Annotated in this window: 17 protein-coding genes; 16 read left to right on the top strand and 1 reads right to left on the bottom strand. The window is 43.7% G+C overall.

Translation table 11 applies throughout. From position 1 onward, the window contains the following. Window positions 1-30 precede the first annotated feature (30 nt). From AC1DSE_RS05310 to AC1DSE_RS05265, 10 genes are all read left to right on the top strand, one after another. Window positions 31-2,433 carry an ATP-binding cassette domain-containing protein gene (locus tag AC1DSE_RS05310; protein WP_477527470.1) on the top strand — a complete coding sequence of 801 codons (2,403 nt, stop codon included), beginning with the start codon at window positions 31-33 and terminating at the stop codon, window positions 2,431-2,433. Continuing rightward, window positions 2,430-3,386, top strand: a complete 957-nt coding sequence (locus AC1DSE_RS05305) for a serine hydrolase domain-containing protein (protein ID WP_477509416.1) — start codon at window positions 2,430-2,432, stop codon at window positions 3,384-3,386. The genes AC1DSE_RS05310 and AC1DSE_RS05305 overlap by 4 nt, the downstream gene beginning before the upstream one ends. Window positions 3,387-3,425: 39 nt before the next feature. Beyond that, window positions 3,426-3,995 carry a histidine phosphatase family protein gene (locus AC1DSE_RS05300; RefSeq protein WP_477509415.1) on the top strand — a complete coding sequence of 190 codons (570 nt, stop codon included), beginning with the start codon at window positions 3,426-3,428 and terminating at the stop codon, window positions 3,993-3,995. A 226-nt stretch (window positions 3,996-4,221) separates the two neighbouring features. After that, on the top strand, window positions 4,222-5,814 hold the full coding sequence (locus AC1DSE_RS05295; protein WP_477527469.1) for a response regulator transcription factor: 1,593 nt from the start codon (window positions 4,222-4,224) through the stop codon (window positions 5,812-5,814). A 2-nt stretch (window positions 5,815-5,816) separates the two neighbouring features. Then, entirely contained in the window at window positions 5,817-7,589 is a 1,773-nt protein-coding gene (locus AC1DSE_RS05290; RefSeq protein ID WP_477527468.1) for a sensor histidine kinase, read from the top strand. Between the two features lie 124 nt (window positions 7,590-7,713). Then, window positions 7,714-9,150, top strand: coding sequence for an ABC transporter substrate-binding protein (locus tag AC1DSE_RS05285; RefSeq protein WP_477509412.1), 1,437 nt, complete (start codon window positions 7,714-7,716; stop codon window positions 9,148-9,150). Between the two features lie 84 nt (window positions 9,151-9,234). After that, the gene (locus AC1DSE_RS05280; protein ID WP_477509411.1) at window positions 9,235-10,173 is read left to right on the top strand and encodes a carbohydrate ABC transporter permease; all 939 of its coding nucleotides are present in this window, start codon (window positions 9,235-9,237) and stop codon (window positions 10,171-10,173) included. Then, the gene (locus tag AC1DSE_RS05275) at window positions 10,170-11,000 is read left to right on the top strand and encodes a carbohydrate ABC transporter permease (RefSeq protein WP_076267977.1); all 831 of its coding nucleotides are present in this window, start codon (window positions 10,170-10,172) and stop codon (window positions 10,998-11,000) included. Before AC1DSE_RS05280 ends, AC1DSE_RS05275 begins: the two co-directional genes overlap by 4 nt. A 27-nt stretch (window positions 11,001-11,027) precedes the next feature. Continuing rightward, a complete protein-coding gene (locus AC1DSE_RS05270) occupies window positions 11,028-12,872 on the top strand; it encodes a glycoside hydrolase family 127 protein (RefSeq protein ID WP_477509410.1) in 1,845 nt (614 codons plus the stop codon). 120 nt (window positions 12,873-12,992) lie between these two features. Then, complete coding sequence (locus tag AC1DSE_RS05265) at window positions 12,993-13,472, top strand: GNAT family N-acetyltransferase (protein WP_477527467.1); 480 nt, start codon at window positions 12,993-12,995, stop codon at window positions 13,470-13,472. Window positions 13,473-13,501: 29 nt separating this feature from the next. Here the strand turns inward: AC1DSE_RS05265 and AC1DSE_RS05260 are convergent, their stop codons facing one another. Continuing rightward, window positions 13,502-14,047: a pyridoxamine 5'-phosphate oxidase family protein gene (locus tag AC1DSE_RS05260; RefSeq protein ID WP_477527466.1), complete on the bottom strand. Its 546-nt coding sequence runs from the start codon at window positions 14,045-14,047 to the stop codon at window positions 13,502-13,504. Window positions 14,048-14,150: 103 nt separating this feature from the next. Here AC1DSE_RS05260 and pdxR point away from each other — a divergent pair, with 103 nt between their 5' ends. The 6 genes from pdxR (at window position 14,151) to AC1DSE_RS05230 (ending at window position 20,124) form a co-directional block, all read left to right on the top strand. Next, complete coding sequence (gene pdxR, locus AC1DSE_RS05255; protein ID WP_477509408.1) at window positions 14,151-15,554, top strand: MocR-like pyridoxine biosynthesis transcription factor PdxR; 1,404 nt, start codon at window positions 14,151-14,153, stop codon at window positions 15,552-15,554. Between the two features lie 91 nt (window positions 15,555-15,645). Next, window positions 15,646-16,035, top strand: a complete 390-nt coding sequence (locus AC1DSE_RS05250; RefSeq protein WP_339207598.1) for a tautomerase family protein — start codon at window positions 15,646-15,648, stop codon at window positions 16,033-16,035. After that, window positions 16,022-16,429, top strand: coding sequence for a VOC family protein (locus tag AC1DSE_RS05245; RefSeq protein ID WP_477509407.1), 408 nt, complete (start codon window positions 16,022-16,024; stop codon window positions 16,427-16,429). The genes AC1DSE_RS05250 and AC1DSE_RS05245 overlap by 14 nt, the downstream gene beginning before the upstream one ends. 184 nt (window positions 16,430-16,613) lie before the next feature. Beyond that, on the top strand, window positions 16,614-17,177 hold the full coding sequence (locus AC1DSE_RS05240; RefSeq protein WP_477509406.1) for a hypothetical protein: 564 nt from the start codon (window positions 16,614-16,616) through the stop codon (window positions 17,175-17,177). A 525-nt stretch (window positions 17,178-17,702) separates the two neighbouring features. Beyond that, entirely contained in the window at window positions 17,703-18,905 is a 1,203-nt protein-coding gene (locus tag AC1DSE_RS05235; protein ID WP_477509467.1) for a GTP-binding protein, read from the top strand. Window positions 18,906-19,074: 169 nt separating this feature from the next. Then, window positions 19,075-20,124: a LacI family DNA-binding transcriptional regulator gene (locus AC1DSE_RS05230; RefSeq protein WP_477527465.1), complete on the top strand. Its 1,050-nt coding sequence runs from the start codon at window positions 19,075-19,077 to the stop codon at window positions 20,122-20,124. Window positions 20,125-20,198: the final 74 nt, after the last annotated feature.

Here is a 20,198-nt window from a genome sequence, read left to right as displayed (position 1 = left end):
ATGAGATCTATGCCAGAATGGAGTGCATGCATGAAAGCGTTCATAGAGATAGAAGGAGCAAGGCTGCATAACCTCAAGGATATCAATGTTCGTATACCGAAAAATAAGCTTACAGTCATAACAGGCGTATCGGGAAGCGGCAAATCGAGTCTTGCTTTCGATACGTTATATGAAGAAGGAAAGCGGCGCTATCTATTGTTCTCAGGTACGCAGTATATGGTTGATGCAGTGTCTTCTTTTGATAAAATAACGGGTTTGTCCCYTGCGGTAGCCATTGAGCAGCGTATCGTCCGGCAATCCAATCCTAGAAGTACAGTAGGCACGCGGACAAAAATCGGAAATTTACTTGCCATTTTGTTTGCAACGTATGGCAAACGTGATCCTGCCTACAATGACGGGCTGCCGCTCTCCATGGAGTTGTTTCAGAGGAACTCACCTAAGGGAATGTGTGTGAAGTGTCTTGGTACGGGAAGCCATCAGATGATTCAAGAAGAAGCGATTCTTAATCCGGAAACACAAATCAAAAACGTGTTTGATGGTTTTTTGGTCAAGCATCGTTTTCATAGAGGAAACTTCAAAAAGTTTTGTGAAATATACAAGATTGATATAAATGACAAAATCGGTGTTTTGCCGGATGATGTTTTTCATTCCTTCAAGTATGGCTGCCGCAAGAGTGGATTTGTAGGCGCCGTTGTTGTTTTTACAGATATGATGAAACATATGGCCAGCAAAGTGAAGAGACATGGGAGCAAAGACAAAGAAGTGAATTTATGGGGGATTAATGCGGATTCCATCCCATGCCCCAAATGTAAAGGCACAGGTCTTGGCCTTCAGGCGATTCATACCACAATTGGTGAGAAAACGATTAAAGAGCTCGAGGATATGTATATCAACGAATTGCTTGCGTTTTTGCAAAAGCAGCACGCCAATGTATCAAGCAAAAATTTGCTGGATGAAATGGTCATGAAACTTCAGTGTATGGTCGATGTAGGGCTTCATCATCTTTCTTTATCGCGTCCAGTTCCTACGCTCTCAGGCGGTGAAATTCAGCGTCTGTTTCTGGCGTCTTTTATTATTGCGGATATGGATTCTATTATTTTTATATTCGACGAGCCTACAATCGGATTGCATGAAGTAGAGAAGGAGATGCTGATAAGCATCATTCAAGGCTTAGTGGAGCGAGGAAACACAGTCGTTGCCGTAGAGCATGATCATAAATTTATGCAAGCTGCCGATTACATTGTCGATCTTGGACCCGAAGCGGGAGTTCAAGGCGGAGAGCTTATTTTCCAAGGCAGCTACCTTGATTTTATGGCTTGTGAACGATCGCGAACAGCCCCCTATCTGAATGGCACCAAAACCTTGCATGTCAAAACACAATATAAGTTAGCCGATCCAAGCAAAGTACTTAGGCTGGAGCATGCGAGCCTACATAATCTTCGGGATGTCTCCGTGACGATACCTCTTGGACTGATGGTAGGAATAGCGGGAGTATCAGGCAGCGGCAAATCCAGCCTAATCCAGCACACACTAGTACCAAAGCTTAAGCAATCACTCCAAAGCAAGTTCATATATGACAACGATGATACAGAGCTTGTGCTGCAAGACGAGGTGACGTTACTTGGATTCGAGCAGATTAAAAAATGTATAGTGGTGGACCAGAAGCCCATTGGAAGGAGCAAAACCTCTTGTCCAGCAACCTATACAGGTATATTTGATCGAATCAGAACTTTGTTCAGCAAAACACCTGATGCGGTGGAAAAAGGATATACAGCCAGTCTGTTTACCGTTAATTCTGAAGGAGGCTGTAGAGGCTGCAAGGGCGAAGGTTTTAAAAACCATTATGTTGGCTTCGGCAACTTCATAGAGGTAGAGTGCGATATGTGCGGGGCAACAGGATTTGTTGAAGAGGCTCTAAGTGTAAGGCTTGAGGGAAAGAACATAAAGGAAATTATGATGATGAGTGTCGCGGAGGCCAGCATTTTTTTTGGAAATGAACAATCTATGGCTTATGACAAAATGATATCGGCCACGCTCAGTACGCTAGAAAGTGTAGGGATGAGTTATATTACGCTCGGCCAAAAGACGCCATCTATTTCAGGCGGTGAAGCGCAGCGGATTAAGCTCGCCAAGGAGCTGTGCAGGCAAAGCGGGAAGGATAATGTATATATTTTGGATGAACCGACGACAGGCCTTTCTTTCTCAGATACGGAGCGGCTGATGACATTGCTGCAGCAGCTCGCAGATGCTGGCAATACGATTATCATTACCGAGCATGATCCAGCTGTGCTTGCCAATTGTGATTATATTATCGAAATGGGACCTGGTGGCGGAAGTGATGGGGGAGCTATTATCGCAGAGGGCATGCCGCTTGAACTAATGTCGAACCGTCATTCCATCATCGGGAAATATATAAAGCAGGTGTTGAAATGAGCTTTGAATGGCAGTTGTCCACTCCCGAGGCGGAGGGAATGGATGCTAAACTTCTAGAGCAGATAGATGATTATGTGAAGCAAAAGCGATATAGACTCATAAACAGCGTGATCATTGTGAAAAACGGGAAACTGGTTTATGAACGTTACTTCAATAAGTGTAATGAAAATACGAGGCATTCTATTAAATCAGTATGGAAGAGTATTTTAGCCATCGCTGTAGGCATCTGTTTGGACAAAGGCTTGATTAATAATCTAGATGAACCGATAGGCAATTATTTGCCCGCCTTTGCTGGTCATAGTCATCATTATCATAAGCTGATTACGATTCGGCATTTGCTAACGATGTCATCAGGCATTTACTGGAATGGCGGAGTTCATTACCATTGTCCGATGCTGCAGCAAATGATGCGTACGAATGACTGGCTATCGCATATCGCTGATATTGACATGCACAGTGTTCCTGGCATGAATTTTCAGTATAAGGAATGGGATGTCATGTTGTTATCAGCGGTCATAGGCAAAGCCTATGGAAGCACATCCTACGACCTCATTTATCATGAAATGTATAAACCGCTCGATATCGCCAGTGGAATTTGGCCGAGCAGTCCATGCGGCTTCTCCTATACGGTAATGAAGGGTGAAGAACAATCGGATTTGTCTGCTAGAGATATGGCTAAGGTAGGTTTGCTATTTTTAGGAGATGGCAGTATTAATGGCAAACAGATTGTTTCTCCAGCGTTTGTGAAGCAAGCGATAACCCCATCCTATCCGTCCTATGGTTTTTTGTGGTGGCTGTCTCAAGCTGGATATGGATGTCGCGGATTTGGTGGGCAAGAGGTGAATGTCATTCCTGAGCACCAATTTGTATCCGTCATACAAGCGACCCCCACACCATCGAGCAAATCGTATCCGGATATTCATGACTTGTTTCTTAGCCAAGCGATTAAATAAAAGCTGCTTATGATCTGAACGTTAACGGAGGATAAACCTATGAATACGGTCATTTATATGGTTAGACACGCAGAATCGCCTTTTGAATTTGGACAAGAACGAACACGCGGGCTTTCGGAGGAGGGTTTCTCAGAAGCAAAACGTGTTGCAGAGGTGCTGGGCGATGTCGATATTCATTTTATGGCATCCAGCTCTTACACGAGAGCGGTGCAGACGATTGAGCATTTAGCAAAGCGGAAAGCGATGACGATTGTAGAGTATGAAGAACTGGTGGAAAGAGCGATAAAGGGTTTGGATTATAAGGCTACTTGGGACGTTCTGTATGAAGCGATAAGGAAATCTTTTATCGATATGGATTTTGCTTTGGAGGGCGGCGAAACGACTCGAAGCGCACAACAAAGAGCGATACCCGTCATAGAGAGAATACTGGAGGAGCACCGAGGTAAAAACATTGTTTTGGGTACCCATGGCAATATTATGACGATCATTATGAACCATTATGATAATAAGTTTGGATTTGATTTTTGGAATACGACCTCGAAGCCGGACATTTATAAATTAACATTTAATCTGAATAAGCTTGAGCATGTGGAAAGGATATGGACTTAAGTAAGGCGACGAGAATCCATTGAAACCAGTGGTCATCCTGCAAAGGATGGCCTTTTTGTATGCTATCAATTCAAAATGTGCGTTCATTACATATATAGGATCATGTAATATTTTTTTGCAACAGACCAGATATTTAGTGTTATACTCGCTATTAAATTAACAACTAATGCGGAAATTCAACAGTAAATGAGTGAAAGCGACCGCATGAAGATGGAGCGTGAGCGGATTGAAAATACTAATTGTAGACGATGAGCCAAGGCATCTCAGAGGAATGGCTAAATTAGTTAGTGCGATGCGGCCAAAAGCTGAAATATTAGTAGCGAAGGATGGGGCAGCTGCTATCGCTATCATTCAACAGGATCAACCGCAAATTGTACTGACGGATATCCAGATGCCTAATATGGATGGATTGACTTTATTGAAATGGCTTGAGGATAAGGAACATCGACCGAAGGTAGTTATGGTATCGGCTTATAATTTATTTGAATATGCGCAAACTGCTCTGCGCCATGGCGCTTATGACTACTTGTTGAAGCCGATTGATATAGATAAAGTGGAGGATATTTTGGGGCGGCTTGATGCACAACTAGCGGCGGAGTCCATGCAGAGTGAAGCTTCCGAAAAACTGCAGCATCGGCTTAAGCTAACCTCCTCTGCCTACCAGAGCAATCTGCTTTTGTCATGGTTAAGCGGCAATCTATCAGCAGCGGAGCAAGTGGAGCTTGAAGCACTCGATATTGTGCAAGGAAGCGGTACAGTTATCTTTTCTGAACTCACCATTCGGCTTGAGGAGGATAAGAGCATCTATACGCCTGCGTTGCTGCAACAGCTGGAGCATTTGGGGTCCTGCTACGGTCAAGCCAGTACCTTCTCCATCAATACGCTTCGTGAAGATGCATTCCAAGCAATTACTATTGTGCGTACGCCGAGCCCATTCCTTAGACGCGATGAGATTCGATTGGCATTTAGCGAACTAAACAAGGAGTGGCTGCCGTATGGCCGGCTTGTTCATGGCATGGGGACGAGCTGTTTATCATTAGTAGAGCAGCTGCCGCATTCTTACCGAACGGCTCAAACTGCCTGTGATTATAATTTCCATGATTGCTGGCAGGGGGTCCTATTTCATGATGAGCTGAACCACTCCAGCAAGTCCTTTCACTTAGATGGGGAGCGGCTTTTTGAAGCGTTGCAGGATAATGATCCAATGGCTGCCATCCTGCTGTGCCGATCTGCCTTTCAAGAACTGGCAGGCGAGGGCCACACGGAACCGCAGCTTATTAAAGAGTGTGCCTCACTCACACTTATGAAGCTTAAAAGCCGAACAAGAGATGTTGTCGAAAGAAACTTTGGAAGCGTACTCACGAATACGGTCGTAACGGAAATACCTGCATGCGATAGTTATGGTGAGCTGCTGACGCTCTTGGAGTCTCAAATTCATGATCTGCACCAAGCGTTACGGAACATGAAGCAAGGGAAAAACGAGATTATTATGGAACAGTGCTTGAGCTGGATACAAGAGAATTATATGGAGGATTTGACACTAGAGATGGCAGCTGAACAGTTTGCCTTTAATCCGTCTTATTTCAGCACATTGATTAAAAGCTGTACCGGAAAGTCTTTTTCTGACCATATTACCGAGGCTCGGATGCGACGGGCAAAACAATTGCTCAGAGATGGCCATTTGAAAATTTATGATATAGCTGCGCAATGCGGCTATCGCGATACGAAGTATTTTTGCCGAGTGTTCAAGAAGCAGAATGGTCTATCGCCGGAAGCTTATAAGCATAAATCCCTTACAACGAATAGARACGAGATATGAATATGACATTTCGATCACGGTTGTTCATCAGCTATATCATTCTAATTGCTTTGCCGTTCCTTGTGTTAATCACTTTATTTTATCGTACAAGCCTCAAGGTTGTGACAGAGCAAGCACAAAAAAATGTTTATGAGATCGTCAAAAAAAATAATGAAGTCATCGATACGAAGCTCAAAGTTGTCGATCAGAGCAGTTTGGCCTTGTTCGTAGACAAGGATCTATTTCAAATTTTCAGTCAGCTGAATCCAGCAAAGGCTGAGGAGCTGCTGGCAGCTGATCGACGCGTATCTACTATTCTCAGCAAATATTTTTCACAAAACGACGATGTTTACGCCTATCAGCTTTGGACTTCTTACTTCACCTTCGGCAATTCGCAAAACATGCCGCAAGGAGATCCTACACTTTCAAATATTTACAAGCAAGCTGTGCATGCGGGTGGAAAAATGATTTGGTATCCTACCTATGATTTTACGGAGATGTTTGATCAGTCTTATCTTTCCAAGAGCATGATCGATTATCGCTATTTATATTCAGCCACGCGTTTGCTCAATTTCTCACATATGGAAGACAGTACATTAATTAAGCTGAATCCGAATGTGGAGCGTCCAGTGCTTACGATAAGCTTCAAATCGACTGTACTGGATGCCTTGTTTGAGAAGAGCATACCAGTCGGTTCCCGCTATATGGTATTAGATTCGAACGACATGGTAGTTGCCGGCAGTGATGTGTCACAAGTGACAAAAAGCTTCAACGAGAATTGGGTGGATTCATTCCGCATGACGGGAAGCGGTACTCAGCGAATGAAGCTGAACGGCGAGAATATGATCATATGCTTTGACCGCTCAACCGTAACCGGATGGTTGTCGATCGTAATAACGCCGGAGTCTGCATTGGTAAGCAACCTTGTGCCTGTTATTCGAACCTCAACGATTGTGTTAGCTGCTATATTGAGCGGAATCGCATTTTTATTTGCCTATTTTATATTAAGCCGAATCACAGGTCCGATTAAGAAGCTGCTCGGAGCGATGAGATCCGTTGGCGAAGGCGATTTTCAAACCCGCGTGGAAGTCAGCACGAATGACGAATTCGGCATCTTAATGCAGCGATTTAACCGGATGAATGATCGGATTCACCTGCTCGTCAAAGAAAACTATGAGATTAAGCTAAAGGAAAAGGAAGCAGAAATTCACGCGCTCAATATGCAGATGAATCCTCATTTTCTGTATAACACGCTCAATATTATGAATTGGACAGCGATTGAAAATAATCAGAAGGAGCTAAGCAAGATGCTCGTCTGTTTGTCCAATATGCTGCATTATACTTCTCGGAAGGAATGGGGCGCCGTTCATCTGTCAGAGGAAATCGAATGGATGAAAAACTACTTTTATATTATGTCTGCACGGTTCGAAGGCAAGTTTACGGTTAATTATGAAATTGATCCGATCCTTTATGATCATAAGCTGCCTAGGTTGCTGTTTCAGCCGTTTGTTGAGAATGCTATTTTGCACGGATTTAATCAGATGGAAGAGGGAGGCGTTATCCTCATTCGCGGCTGGGCAGAGGAGGGAAAACGTTTTTTTGAGATTAAGGATAATGGACGAGGAATAAGCGAAGAGATGATCAAGGTGATTTTGTACAAACAATCTTCTTCGGTCGGCATTAAAAATACGATCTCCCGTTTACAGATGGCATACGGTGATGAATACGGCATCGAGATTCGGTCTGTGCCAGGATCAGGTACCAGCATTCTGATAAGACTGCCACTTGATACCTAATAATAGTCCACCATTCCAATAATACTCGGGTTTTGAAAGCGTTATCTATCGATTACAATAAAACCATCATAGACTGCAGCTATGAGCCAATGAGATGGATAAATGAAAGGGGCTCGTTACGAATATGAGAAGACAATGGAAATCGGTTTCCGTTCTCTTAGTTGTGCTGCTTATGGCAATCAGCGTATTATCGGCTTGCACGAAGTCTGATTCGGGTAACAAAAATTCTCAGGCTGGGGCAACGAATGGCTCAAGCAACACCGAAAATACGGGCAGCGGTGAAAATGTATCCAAAGATCCGATCAAACTGCGTCTTACCGCTTGGGGCGCACCTGATGAGATCGCAGCATTTAAGAAAGCAGTCGCTAGTTTTGAGGCTAAGCATACCAATATTAAGGTTGATTTCCAAGCCATTTCAGCGGATTACGATACGAAATTAACGACCATGGTAGCTGGAAACGATGAGCCGGACATTGCCATGATGGAGTCCAGCACGATCGCTTTTCCTTTAGCGGAAGAAGGCAAGTTCGTCAACCTTCAGGATTTCCTTGATAAGGATACGGAGTTGACTGTGGATAGGCTCGTTCCTAACATTATGTATTCCTCGGAGCCAGGCAATGTAGTCGGTATTGCGCCTGGCCCAGAATCTTTTGCTTTATTTTATAACGAAGATGTATTTAAGGATGCAGGCTTAACACCTCCGCCAGCCAAAGCTTCTGAAGCGTGGACATGGGATCAGTTCGTAGAGGTTTCGAAGAAACTTACGATGGACAACAAAGGCAAGAATGCGACAGAAGAAGGCTTTGATCCTAAAAATATTAAACAATTCGGAGTCAACGTACCAACTTGGTGGGGCGCATACAGCAACTTCATCTATTCAAATGGCGGAGACTTCTTGTCTGAGGACGGCAAAACCTTTGCTCTGAACCAGCCAGAAGCTGTAGAAGCTATTCAGAAGATTTCCGATCTTATTAATGTTCATCATGTAGCACCGTCACCTGTTCAAGCGAAAAATATACCAGGCACCAACGTTGCGCTGCAAACCAAAAAAGTAGCGATGGCATTTGATGGTCAATGGGCAAGCACAAGCCTGGCACAATCCAAATTCAATTTTAACGTTGGCGTGCTTCCCGTGATGAAACAGCCGATGACGACTGTCGTTTCTGGCATGTTTTCGATGTTTAAATCAACGAAACATCCGGAGGAAGCATGGGAGCTCTTGAAGGCGCTGATTGATCCAGAAGCTTCAATCGAGCTGCTAACTGCCGGCACTTGGATGCCATCTCATAAAGAGTGGTACACGGATGAATCTTACCTAACCAGATGGACTGAAAACCTGCCTTCTCGCCCATCGGGCTACAAAGATGCGGTCGTTGAGATGGTATTGAGCAACAGCCATGCAACACCAACCGCTTATGTGAAAAACTTTAATAAAATTATGGATATCGTTAATCCAGCACTCGATAAAGTTTGGTTAGGCCAGCAAACCGCTCAAGAGGCAATGGATTCTATCGCTGCGAAAGCACAAGCACAGGTTCAAGGACGTCGTGATGTACAATAATCATTTAAAGAAAGAACTATAGTCAGATTGACGGCGTTCTTCCTGAAGACCGCCGTCTTCTTAGGATAGGAGGCAAGTATGGGCATGGATATTCCTGCGCAAACCATTCCAGCAGCCAGTAAAAAAAGTCGCATAAGAGAGCGTAAGGCGTTATTCTACGGGTTATTGTTTACAGCTCCTGCCATACTAGGCTTCATCATATTTACGCTCGGACCTATGATTGCTAGTTTGGTGCTCAGTTTAACCGATTATAGCGTGTTCAAAGATACAACCTCATTTATTGGTTTCGATAATTACGCCAAGCTTTTCTCAGGTGAAGATGATTTATTTTATAAATCACTAGGCGTTACCTTCTATTTTGTTATTCTGCGGGTACCTGCCGTCATCATCATCTCTTTTCTGCTGGCGCTGCTCCTTAATATGAATGTAAAGGGTAGATCGTTGTTCCGCACCATTATTTATTTACCAAGTATCGTTCCAGCGGTTGCATCGTCCATGATATGGCTGTGGCTGCTTAATCCAGACCTTGGTTTAGTCAATACGGTGCTCGCATGGCTTCATTTGCCGACAAGCAACTGGTTGTTTGGCGAGAGCAGTGTTATTCCATCTGTTGTCTTAACGACGCTTTGGGGAATAGGCGGCACGGTCATTATTTTTCTAGCGGGGCTTTCGGGTATTCCGAAGCAGTACTATGAAGCCATTGATGTCGATGGCGGAGGATGGATGCATAAGCTGCGCCATATTACGATCCCGATGGTAACGCCAACAATTTTCTTTAATACCATCATGACGATTATCGGTTCTTTCCAGGTGTTTAGCGAAGCCTACATTTTGACACAGGGCGGGCCTAATAATAAAAGTTTATTTTTCGTGTTTTATTTGTGGAGTACAGCATTCCGTGATACAGAGATGGGTTATGCATCTGCCCTGGCATGGATTCTATTTATCATTATTTTGTTCTTTACGTTTATCGTATTCAAAACCTCGAAATCTTGGGTTTACTACGAGGGGGAAAAATCATGAGAGAGTCCAAACTCAAGCTGACAGCAGGTTATGCGGCCCTTATTATTATTTCAGTTATGTTTATCATTCCGTTCGTTTGGCTGATTCGAAGCTCAGTGATGGATTTGTCGCAAATTTTCGTTATGCCGCCGGAATGGATTCCAAATCCTTTTAAATGGGATAACTACGAGAGAGCACTTACTGTGCTGCCTTTCGGACAATTTTTCAAAAATACGCTTATTATTGTGTTCAGCGTTATTATCGGAACTGTGCTGACGAGTACGATCGCAGCCTTTGGTTTCTCTCGTATTCAGTGGAAAGGCAGAGACACCATTTTTGCAATCCTCATGACCAGCATGATGCTGCCTGCTGCGGTTACGTTAATTCCGAGCTTTCTCGGATGGAAAACGCTGGGCTTCTATGATACGTTCTATCCCCTTATCGTACCGGCGTTCTTTGGCGGAGGTATCTTTAATATCTTCCTGCTGCGCCAATTCTACATGACGATTCCGCGTGACTTTGACGAGGCTGCTTTTGTGGACGGGGCTAATTATTTTCAAATTTACTGGCGTATTCTTATGCCGCTTAGCCGTTCGGCTGTTATCGTCGTTGCGCTATTTACCTTCTTAGGTTCATGGAATGACTTTATGGGGCCGCTTATCTATTTGAAGAGTGACAGCCGCTTTACGCTAGCACTTGGCTTGCAAATGTTTCAAGGCAGCTATACAGCGCAATGGGATTTGCTCATGGCGGCTTCAGCAACTGTCGTTATGCCCTGCGTGCTCGTATTTTTAATCGGCCAGCGTTATTTTCTGGAAGGCATTACGTTAACGGGATTGAAAGGATAACAATTAGCGATGAAAGGATGGTTAGACATGACATTAACGGAAACGAAGGCGATAAAAGGCTGGCAAAACGTGCCCTTTACGAAAGTTGAGATCGATGATGCTTTCTGGAGGCCGCGGCTGGAAGTTATCAAAAATATTACGATGAAGGCATGTTTAGTCAAATGCGAGGAGACAGGCCGAATTGACAATTTTGCAATAGCAGGCGGACTGCTGGAAGGCAAATTTGAAGGGATGTATTATAACGACTCCGATGTGTATAAGGTGCTTGAAGGTGCCGCTTATGCACTTATGACGGATCGTGATCCAGTACTGGAAGCAGAGATCGATCGCATTATTGATCTCATAGCTGCGGCGCAGGAAGCGGATGGATATTTAAGTACTTATTACACGCTTGAAGCGCCTGATCTCAAATGGTCGGATATGGAAAAACACGAGATGTATAATGGCGGCCATCTGATTGAAGCAGCGGTTGCTTATTTCGAAGCGACAGGCAAGCGGAAGCTGCTGGATGTAGCATGCAAAATGGCTGATCATTATGATCGCGTATTTGGCCCTGGCAAGCGGCACTGGGTGGAGGGGCATGAGGAGATTGAGCTTGCGCTTGTGAAGCTTTACCGCACGACCAACGAGGATCGTTATTGGAAGCTGGCGCTTTGGCTGCTTGAAGAACGTGGTCATGGTCATGGTAAAGGTGCCATTTGGGACAAAGAGGAATGGGGCCCTGCGTACTGCCAGGATGATGTACCTGTTCGAGATATCGAGAAGGTAACAGGACATGCTGTACGAGCGATGTATTTGTACACCGCGATGGCTGATGTCGTGCATGCTTCCGGTGATCCGACGTATATTGATGCGCTGCACCGCGTTTGGTCGCATACGGTTGAAAGGAATATGTATGTGACAGGCGGCATCGGGCCGTCTCAGCATAATGAAGGCTTTACACATGATTACGATTTGCCGAATGATTCGGCTTATTGCGAGACCTGTGCGGCGATCGCTATGGTTTTTTGGAATCACCGGATGAACTTGTTGTTTGGCGATGCCAAATATGCCGATGTTGTAGAGCGGGAAATGTACAATGGCGCTTTAGCCGGAATCTCGTTGTCTGGCGACAAATTTTTCTACGTCAATCCGCTTGCATCAAATGGCGAGCATCACCGCGTGGATTGGTTTGGCACTTCTTGCTGCCCGACTAACCTAGTTAGATTTTTACCATCCATTGGACAATATGCTTATGCTGCTAAGGATGCTGGAGTAGTCGTCAATCAATACATGAACGGGGAAACTGCTTTGGAAATAAAAAGTGGGACAACCGTCAAACTTAAGCAGACAACCGCGTACCCTTGGGATGGAAAAATCGAAGTTGCGGTAAGCTTGGATCAAGCGGAAACGTTCGAGATCCGGCTTCGTGTTCCTGGCTGGTGCAGAGGATATAAGCTATCGCTTCTAGGGGAGCACCCGCAGCCATCGGAAGGAAAGATCGAAAATGGTTATCTCGTATTGAATCGCTGCTGGACACCGGGAGACTCCATTGTATTAGAGCTGGATATGCCGGTTGAAGTTATTCGGTCACGGCCGGAGGTGGAGGCTAACATTGGAAGAATAGCTCTGCAGCGCGGACCTGTGGTGTACTGCATGGAGCAGACTGATAATATGGAGTTATCCTACGATGAATTTTCTCTTGCAGCACATGACCCGCTATTCATTGAGCACCGAGCAGAATGGCTTGGCGGCGTGACTGTTCTGAAAGGAAAAGTGGCTGAAGGCAGCGCTTGTTTATTTATTCCTTATTATGCATGGGATAACCGAGATGCGGGCTTCATGCAGGTATGGATTCGTGAAAAAGAAGATCGTCACTTATATCGTTATTAAGCAGAATGCTTTAAAATGAAATAGATAGATAAGCAAAAATCCGAGAGACAAGACGCTTTTTTATAAAGTGTCTATCTTTCGGTTTTTTGTTCAGGAAGCAGTTAAAGGGAGACATAATAAATGAATGTCGTAAACGCAACATTAGAAGATCTAAATGGATGGTTAGAGCTGGCTGCTGAGGTGGAGTACCTCTTTGGCCCAATGGTAGATGATCCAAACTTTGTTCTGGCACTAGAGAGAAATATACATCAAAATCGCGCGTTCTGCGTGCGGGAATATGATGGTTCGCCAGGGTGCAGCCTGTTAGGGGGACTATTGCTTTCTACATCTAACGCCCCAAGCTACAAAATCGGTTGGTTGTCTGTCTCCGCTAAAGCAAGAAATAAAGGCGTGGCATCGGCATTGCTGAATCATGTTCTAGCGCTTATAGATGTTCCTTCAGAAATAGCAGTCACAACATTTGGCGACGATATTCCAGACGGGATGCCTGCAAGGCGCCTTTATGAGAAATTTGGTTYCATTCCCTTGGAGGAATCGATTCCAAACGGTCCCGAAGGCGGTTCAAGGCAAAAGTTCCAATTGACGATTGCTCATCGGTAATGATGATTTCTTTAGTTGTCTAACCGTTATTACAAATCGTTGTGTACCGTTTTACCTGGATAAAACATAGCGCTCTCTATCWTCTCGTTTTCTTTTGCAGAGATGGAAGCAGCTATTAATTTAAATACTTTAGTTTTACTCCCCAAGGAAGATTCATATTTTTCGAAATGCGATTTGGACAACGGTTGTTTATAGTAGCCAGGCACATATTTGTCCAGCATGCTTTGCATAGCTTTTGCAGCCTCGTCTATTTCATTAACAAACTGTATTTTCCCAGAAACCATAACGCTCATATAAGAGGTGTCGGTATGAGCAGGTACGGGGTCAGTTAATGTTCCATATTCTTCGCTCACGGTAAAACAAGCTTCAGGATTTTGCTCGATATAGGAGATTTTCCGCCCTTCAGCAGCACCATGAAAATAAACCGTGTCGTTCAGCCAAGTGAAATTTAACGGAACAACGTAAGGGATTCCAGCGGCAGATAGGCCAAGGAATCCTGTTTTTGCGTTTAACAAAAAGGTTTGAATCTTGCCCTGATCAGTACACTCTCTTTTCTGTAATCTTACAGGAAACATATTTAGGCACACCCTTTGTCTTTATGATAATGTAATAATAATGAACAATTGTCCCTGTGAAAAGGGGCAGATTCCGAATATTTCATGGGGTCAGGTGCTGCATATGATTGAGATTACTCCTTTACTCGATAAGCAGGGAAAACATCCTTTATACTCGCAGCTGTATACGTATATTAAGAATCAAATTGAATCTGGATCAATGGCTGAAGGTACTAAGCTTCCATCGATTCGTGAGTTGGCGCACTATTTGAAGATTAGCAAAAACACTGTAGAAGCTGCTTATCAGCAGCTGCTTGCAGAAGGGTATGTGGATAGTAAAAGTCGTAATGGAATAAGAGTGCTGCCGTTAGAGGATGTGAATACAAATCGAGATTCAGTTCAAGTAAGTTCCACTAAAGATGTTAATTGGAAAAGGTATCGGTATGATTTTAACTATGGTGATATTGAATGGCATCGCTTCCCGATGAAGATATGGAAAAAATGTTTGTCGGATGGTTTAAATGGTGACCCTTATCGAATATTGGGTTATGGACATCCACAAGGAGAAGAGGAGCTTAGGGAAGAAATTGCAAAATACGTATTTCAATCTCGCGGAGTATCGTGCAGCTCCAATCAAATTATCATTTGTTCAGGAACACAACATGCCGTAAGCATGTTATTGCAGTTTTTGTCTCTAGGGGGGCAAAACATAGCTATGGAAGAACCCGGCTATAATGGCGTTCGAACGATTTTTAAAAATCATGGCTGCGAAATTACGCCCATTTCGGTCGATTCTGATGGCTTGAACATAGAAGAGCTGCAAACAAGCAATGTCAACGCAGTGTATGTGACACCATCACATCAATTTCCATTAGGCATGGTGATGTCAGTACAGAAACGAATGAAGCTGCTTCAGTGGGCAAACCAAAACGACGCTGTCATTATCGAGGATGATTACGATAGTGAGTTCCGATATGTTGGCCAGCCGATTCCCTCTCTTAAAGCATTGGACTCAGGAGAACGTGTCGTTTATTTGGGGACATTTTCGAAATCGTTTTTGCCTGCGGCCCGATTAAGCTATATCGTCTTGCCAACAAACATGCTGGAAAAGCGGGATGAGATATTTTCCGTTTACAGTCAGCCTGCATCACCTATCATTCAGCAGGCCGTGTTTTTGTTTATGAATCGCGGACATTTTGCTGGGCATATACGCAAAATGAGAAGACTGTATCAAGCGAAGCATAAAGCTTTAGTTACTGCGATATCACTGTATATGGGTGATCGTGTAAGTATCATTGGGAGCAAATCAGGACTGCATTTGCTGCTTGATGTTAAGGACAGAGAAAGCGGCCAGCTGATCGAACGGGCAGCAGAAAATGGGGTAAAAGTGTATTCTCCGAATGTACATTGGATGGATAGTGAGCGCTGTCCGGCATCCTTTGTATGGCTTGGATTTGGCGGAATGAGTGAGGATGATATTGAAGAAGGCATTCGTCTGCTAAGCCATGCTTGGTTTGGCTCAGCATAGGAGATTTATTCTAATTGCATGTGCTATAATTTTACTAAAAATACAAGATTACACTAACAACCATTGGAATTAGAAAGGTGAGATTAGTAGAATGGCTCAGGTGAAAGTTTTTGGACTTAAGGATCAATTAAATCCGATAAAACAGCAATTATCAGAAGTTATTCATTCCTGTGTAGTGGATGTATTTAAAATGCCGCTCGATAAGAAGTTTCATCGTTTTTTCGCAATGGAGAAAGAAGATTTTTATTACGCTCCTGGACGAACCGAGGCGTATACGATTATCGAAATAAGCGTATTTGAAGGTCGTTCCATCGATTCCAAAAAACAGCTTATTCGTTCGCTCTTTGATCACATTCAAGCACAATTGCATATTTCTCCTGAAGATATCGAAATAACAATTTTTGAAACTCCAAAATATAACTGGGGCATTCGCGGCCTGCCAGGGGATGAACTGCAGCTCTCCTATAATGTTAATGTGTAGCGCGCGCAGATTAGATTCTTCTGAGGCTAGTATTGCACCGTGGCTGTCGGTCAACAATGCGGCCGAGGCAATAAAGTTTTATAAAGCGGCATTTAGTGCAGTCGAGCTTTATCGGTTAGAGGACGGAGACGGGAATATAGCTATTGCTGAGCTTTCCGTTAGAGGAGCGAATTTTTGGATTCAAGAAGAGGCTGCCGCTATACCCGCAATGGTAGGTCGTGGCTTCTTCCGGATGGTTATCACGGTCAACGACCCCGATGCCTTATTCGAATTGGCTATCGCTGCGGGAGCAACAGAAATTGCACCTATAAATGAAGAACATGGCTGGCGTATTGGTCGTGTAGCGGATCCGTTTGGCTATCATTGGGAGATCGGCAAACGACTGTTTGAATAGACAAATGATAATAGGTCGATGAATCCAAAGCAAAGGGGTCATCGGCTTTTTTTGTATAATGATCATACACTTAGCGAGGTGCGAGGATATGTATAATTTCACAAAGGAACGAGAGGGATAGATGCAACTAATATCTCCCAATTACGTCTTTAACATTGCATAAATTCAATTGGGGGGCATTAAAATGAAACGTTTATGCTCAGTTTTACTCCTATTTGCAGTTATCGCAAGTGGTTGCAGCAAGGGGACGAGTGCAGGGATAAACACGGTTGATCAGCATCAACCAACAAATGATATCGTTATAGAATCAAACAATATGCCTAAAGAAATGCCGAGTGATTTTGATTTCATGGTGCGTTACGGATACAGCGAAGTGAACAAAAACGAAATTAATACTTTCCTAGATACGGCTACAAAGGATTTAGTGATGAACGGGACTGCATCTGCAAAAATTGCGTTTACGACAGAAGAGATGCGCAGCATTTATGAGAAAATGAGAGAAATAAATATAGTGGGAACAAAAAACTTAAAGCCTGCTGCTATAGGGTGTGAACGGACTCCTTACGGGGAAGACAGCTGGGAAGTTAGTATAAACGGGGAATCCAAGACATTTACTTGGACCGAGAAATATTGCGAGTTAACAAAGGATGCGAAGCAGTTGCTGGAACTGCGACAGTTCATTCATCAAATCGTTGCAGGGAAGGAAGCCTATCAGAAACTGCCAGAAGCAGAAGGCGGATATGACTGAAGATTAGAGAGAATGAACTTGAATAAAGTAGGGAGACTCTCTTGTGTGCATTCGTGCAAAAAGATTTATTGTACAGAAGCTTGGATTTGAAAAAGAGAATTACAAACAAATCTTTATGAGAATGTACGTGTGGAACCATAATCATAAAAAGAAGGAAAAGATGCAAATTTTCAAGCTATTGGAGCCGAACAGCAATAAACTAGTCGTGTTAAATGATAATACGGATATAGATGGTATTCGGATGGGGGAAATAATACATTCAACTTTATAAAATAGCAGGATATGAGATATTCCGAACAAAATTAATCAATGCTCAATTAAGTTTGGTTTTCATGGAAAAAAGATAAATGGGACAAAAAGCATAGTTGTTTAATTGTAATGAATACGATCTTGACGAGTGAGCGAGATATCGTTATACTCATTAAGCGTAATGATTACTATTAATTGAATTCGCTTTTTTTATTTGCTATATAATCGTAATTATTACGTTTAATCGAAAGCTTAAATTAATTGGAGGTGCCAATGATGACTGTTAAAAAACTGCCTGTAACTGTATTGAGCGGATATTTGGGTGCTGGCAAGACGACGATTATGAATCATATCCTACATAATCGCGATGGCTTGAAAGTCGCTGTTATCGTAAATGATTTGAGTGAATTGAATATAGACGCTAGTCTTATTAAAGATGGGGGCGGCTTGTCACGGACAGAAGAAAAGCTTGTCGAAATGTCCAATGGCTGTATTTGCTGCACGCTTAGGGAAGATTTGCTTAAGGAAGTAGAGAGCTTAGCGAAAGAAAATCGCTTTGATTATATTCTGATTGAATCAACGGGTGTTGGTGAGCCTGTTCCCGTAGCTCAGACCTTCTCCTATATCGATGAAGAGCAAGGGATTGATTTAACACAATATTGCAGGCTGGATTGTATGGTAACGGTTGTTGATGCTTATCGCTTCTGGCATGATTACGCATCAGGTGAAACATTGCTTGATCGCAGTCAAGCCGTTGGCGAAGACGATACACGCGAGGTAGTTGATTTGTTGATTGATCAGATCGAGTTTTGCGATGTGCTTATTTTGAACAAATGTGATCTTGTTGATGATGAGGAATTGGCGGAACTAGAAGGGGTTCTCCGGACCATGCAGCCGCGCGCCAAGTTTATTCGTACTTCCAAAGGCGAAGTTAATCCGAAAGAAATTTTAAATACGTCGTTGTTTAATTTTGACGAAGCTAGTCGTTCAGCAGGGTGGATTAAGGAATTGGAAGCTCCATCACATACACCTGAAACGGAAGAGTACGGCATATCCTCCTTCGTATACGAACGTGCGAAGCCATTTCATCCGCAGCGTCTTAAAGCTTGGATGGAGCGCTGGCCAGAGGAAGTCGTTCGAGCCAAAGGTATTGTATGGCTTGCGACTCGTAGCGCGTATGCACAAAGCTTGAGCCAAGCAGGGCCTTCCATACAGTTTGGACCGGCTGGTTTATGGGCTGCTGCATTGCCGGATGCGGAACGAGAAGAATTACTGCTCGAAGACCCAGAGCTGGCAAACGTATGGCACGAGGAATATGGTGATCGTGTTAATAAGTTTGTACTTATCGGCATCGCGATGAATCGTAAGCAGCTGACCGATTCGCTCGACCACTGCTTGCTGAGAGACGAGGAGCTGCCGCTTGACTGGAACGTGTTTATTGATGAATTTCCGAATGCGATGAATGATCAGATGTACTGATATTTCGGCTGTCAGTGTTGTATTTATATAAGAAGCAGCCTCAGGGAAACCTTTGAGGCTGCTTCTATTTTAATATCTTTAARGCAGCTTGCAATTATGAATTGACAGCGCTTCGGAACATTGGTACCATATTTTCATAAACGCGTGTTTACGGAAAGAGGGACTAGGATTGAGCAAGGAAATTAATAGTACGGAAATTGCTAAGCTAGCAGGTGTTTCCAGAAGCACGGTCAGCCGTGTTATTAACAATTATGCGAATGTTCCTGAGCAGACGAAGCAAAAGGTATTAAAGGTCATTCAGCAATACAATTATTACCCTAATCTATCCGCGCAGGTGCTGGCAGGCAAACGCACGCGAACGATTGGTTTGTTTATGGCCGATTCCGGGCGAGTATCCGGCGACAGCATTTCAAGCTTGCTGCTTGCCCGGGTTATTGAAAACGCTTCTTCGCATGGATATTATGTGCTGACTCATATCGTTCACGATATGAAAGATCAGAATGAGGCTCGTACGATTAAGGAGAGCTTCTATCAGCGCAGAATCGATGGAGGCGTGTTCATTGGAGCAGCTAATCATGAACCGCTTATTGAAGAACTTATAGCCGAAGGATTTATGGTGGCAATCGTAGATCAGCACTTGCCAGGACGGACCGAATCCAATCGTATTGTGTTCAACTTTGACAACGAAACGGGTGTAGGGCAAGCGATTGATTATTTAGTCAGCTTGGGCCATGAGCGAATTGGCATGATTAACGGAGATATGAATAGATACTCCGGACCATCCAAGTGGCGCGGCTTTCAAGCAGCAATGGCAAGGCATCAATTACCGCTCGTGCAGCAGTGGATGCTGCCGGGAGATTTTAACGAATCAAGCGGCTACATGGCTATTAAGGAATTTATGAAATCCAAGATGGAGCTGCCGAYAGCGATATTTGCGGCAAACGACAGCGTTGCATTCGGAGCTATTCGAGCATTGAAGGAATCCGGTATTCGTGTGCCGCAGGATGTATCGATCATAGGTTTTGATGACCATATATTGAGTGCACATTCCAGTCCGGCATTAACGACGATTCGGGTTGATTTTGCAGACATGATGGACAAATTAACGAAAACCTTGATCTCCAGCATTGAGAATGGTTCGGGCGACTATCAGCCGGTTGCGGCAAGCACGGAGCTTGTTGTCCGTGATTCCTGTCAAAGGGCAAGGGAAGATTCATAGTTAAGACCAAGACCTACGTAGTTAGAGGTCGTTATGATTTGCATAATGGCTTCTAATGTCAGGTTTGAACTGCA

The organism is Paenibacillus sp. 01L418, from assembly GCF_056400045.1.
This window is presented reverse-complemented; position numbering and strand designations above follow the sequence as displayed.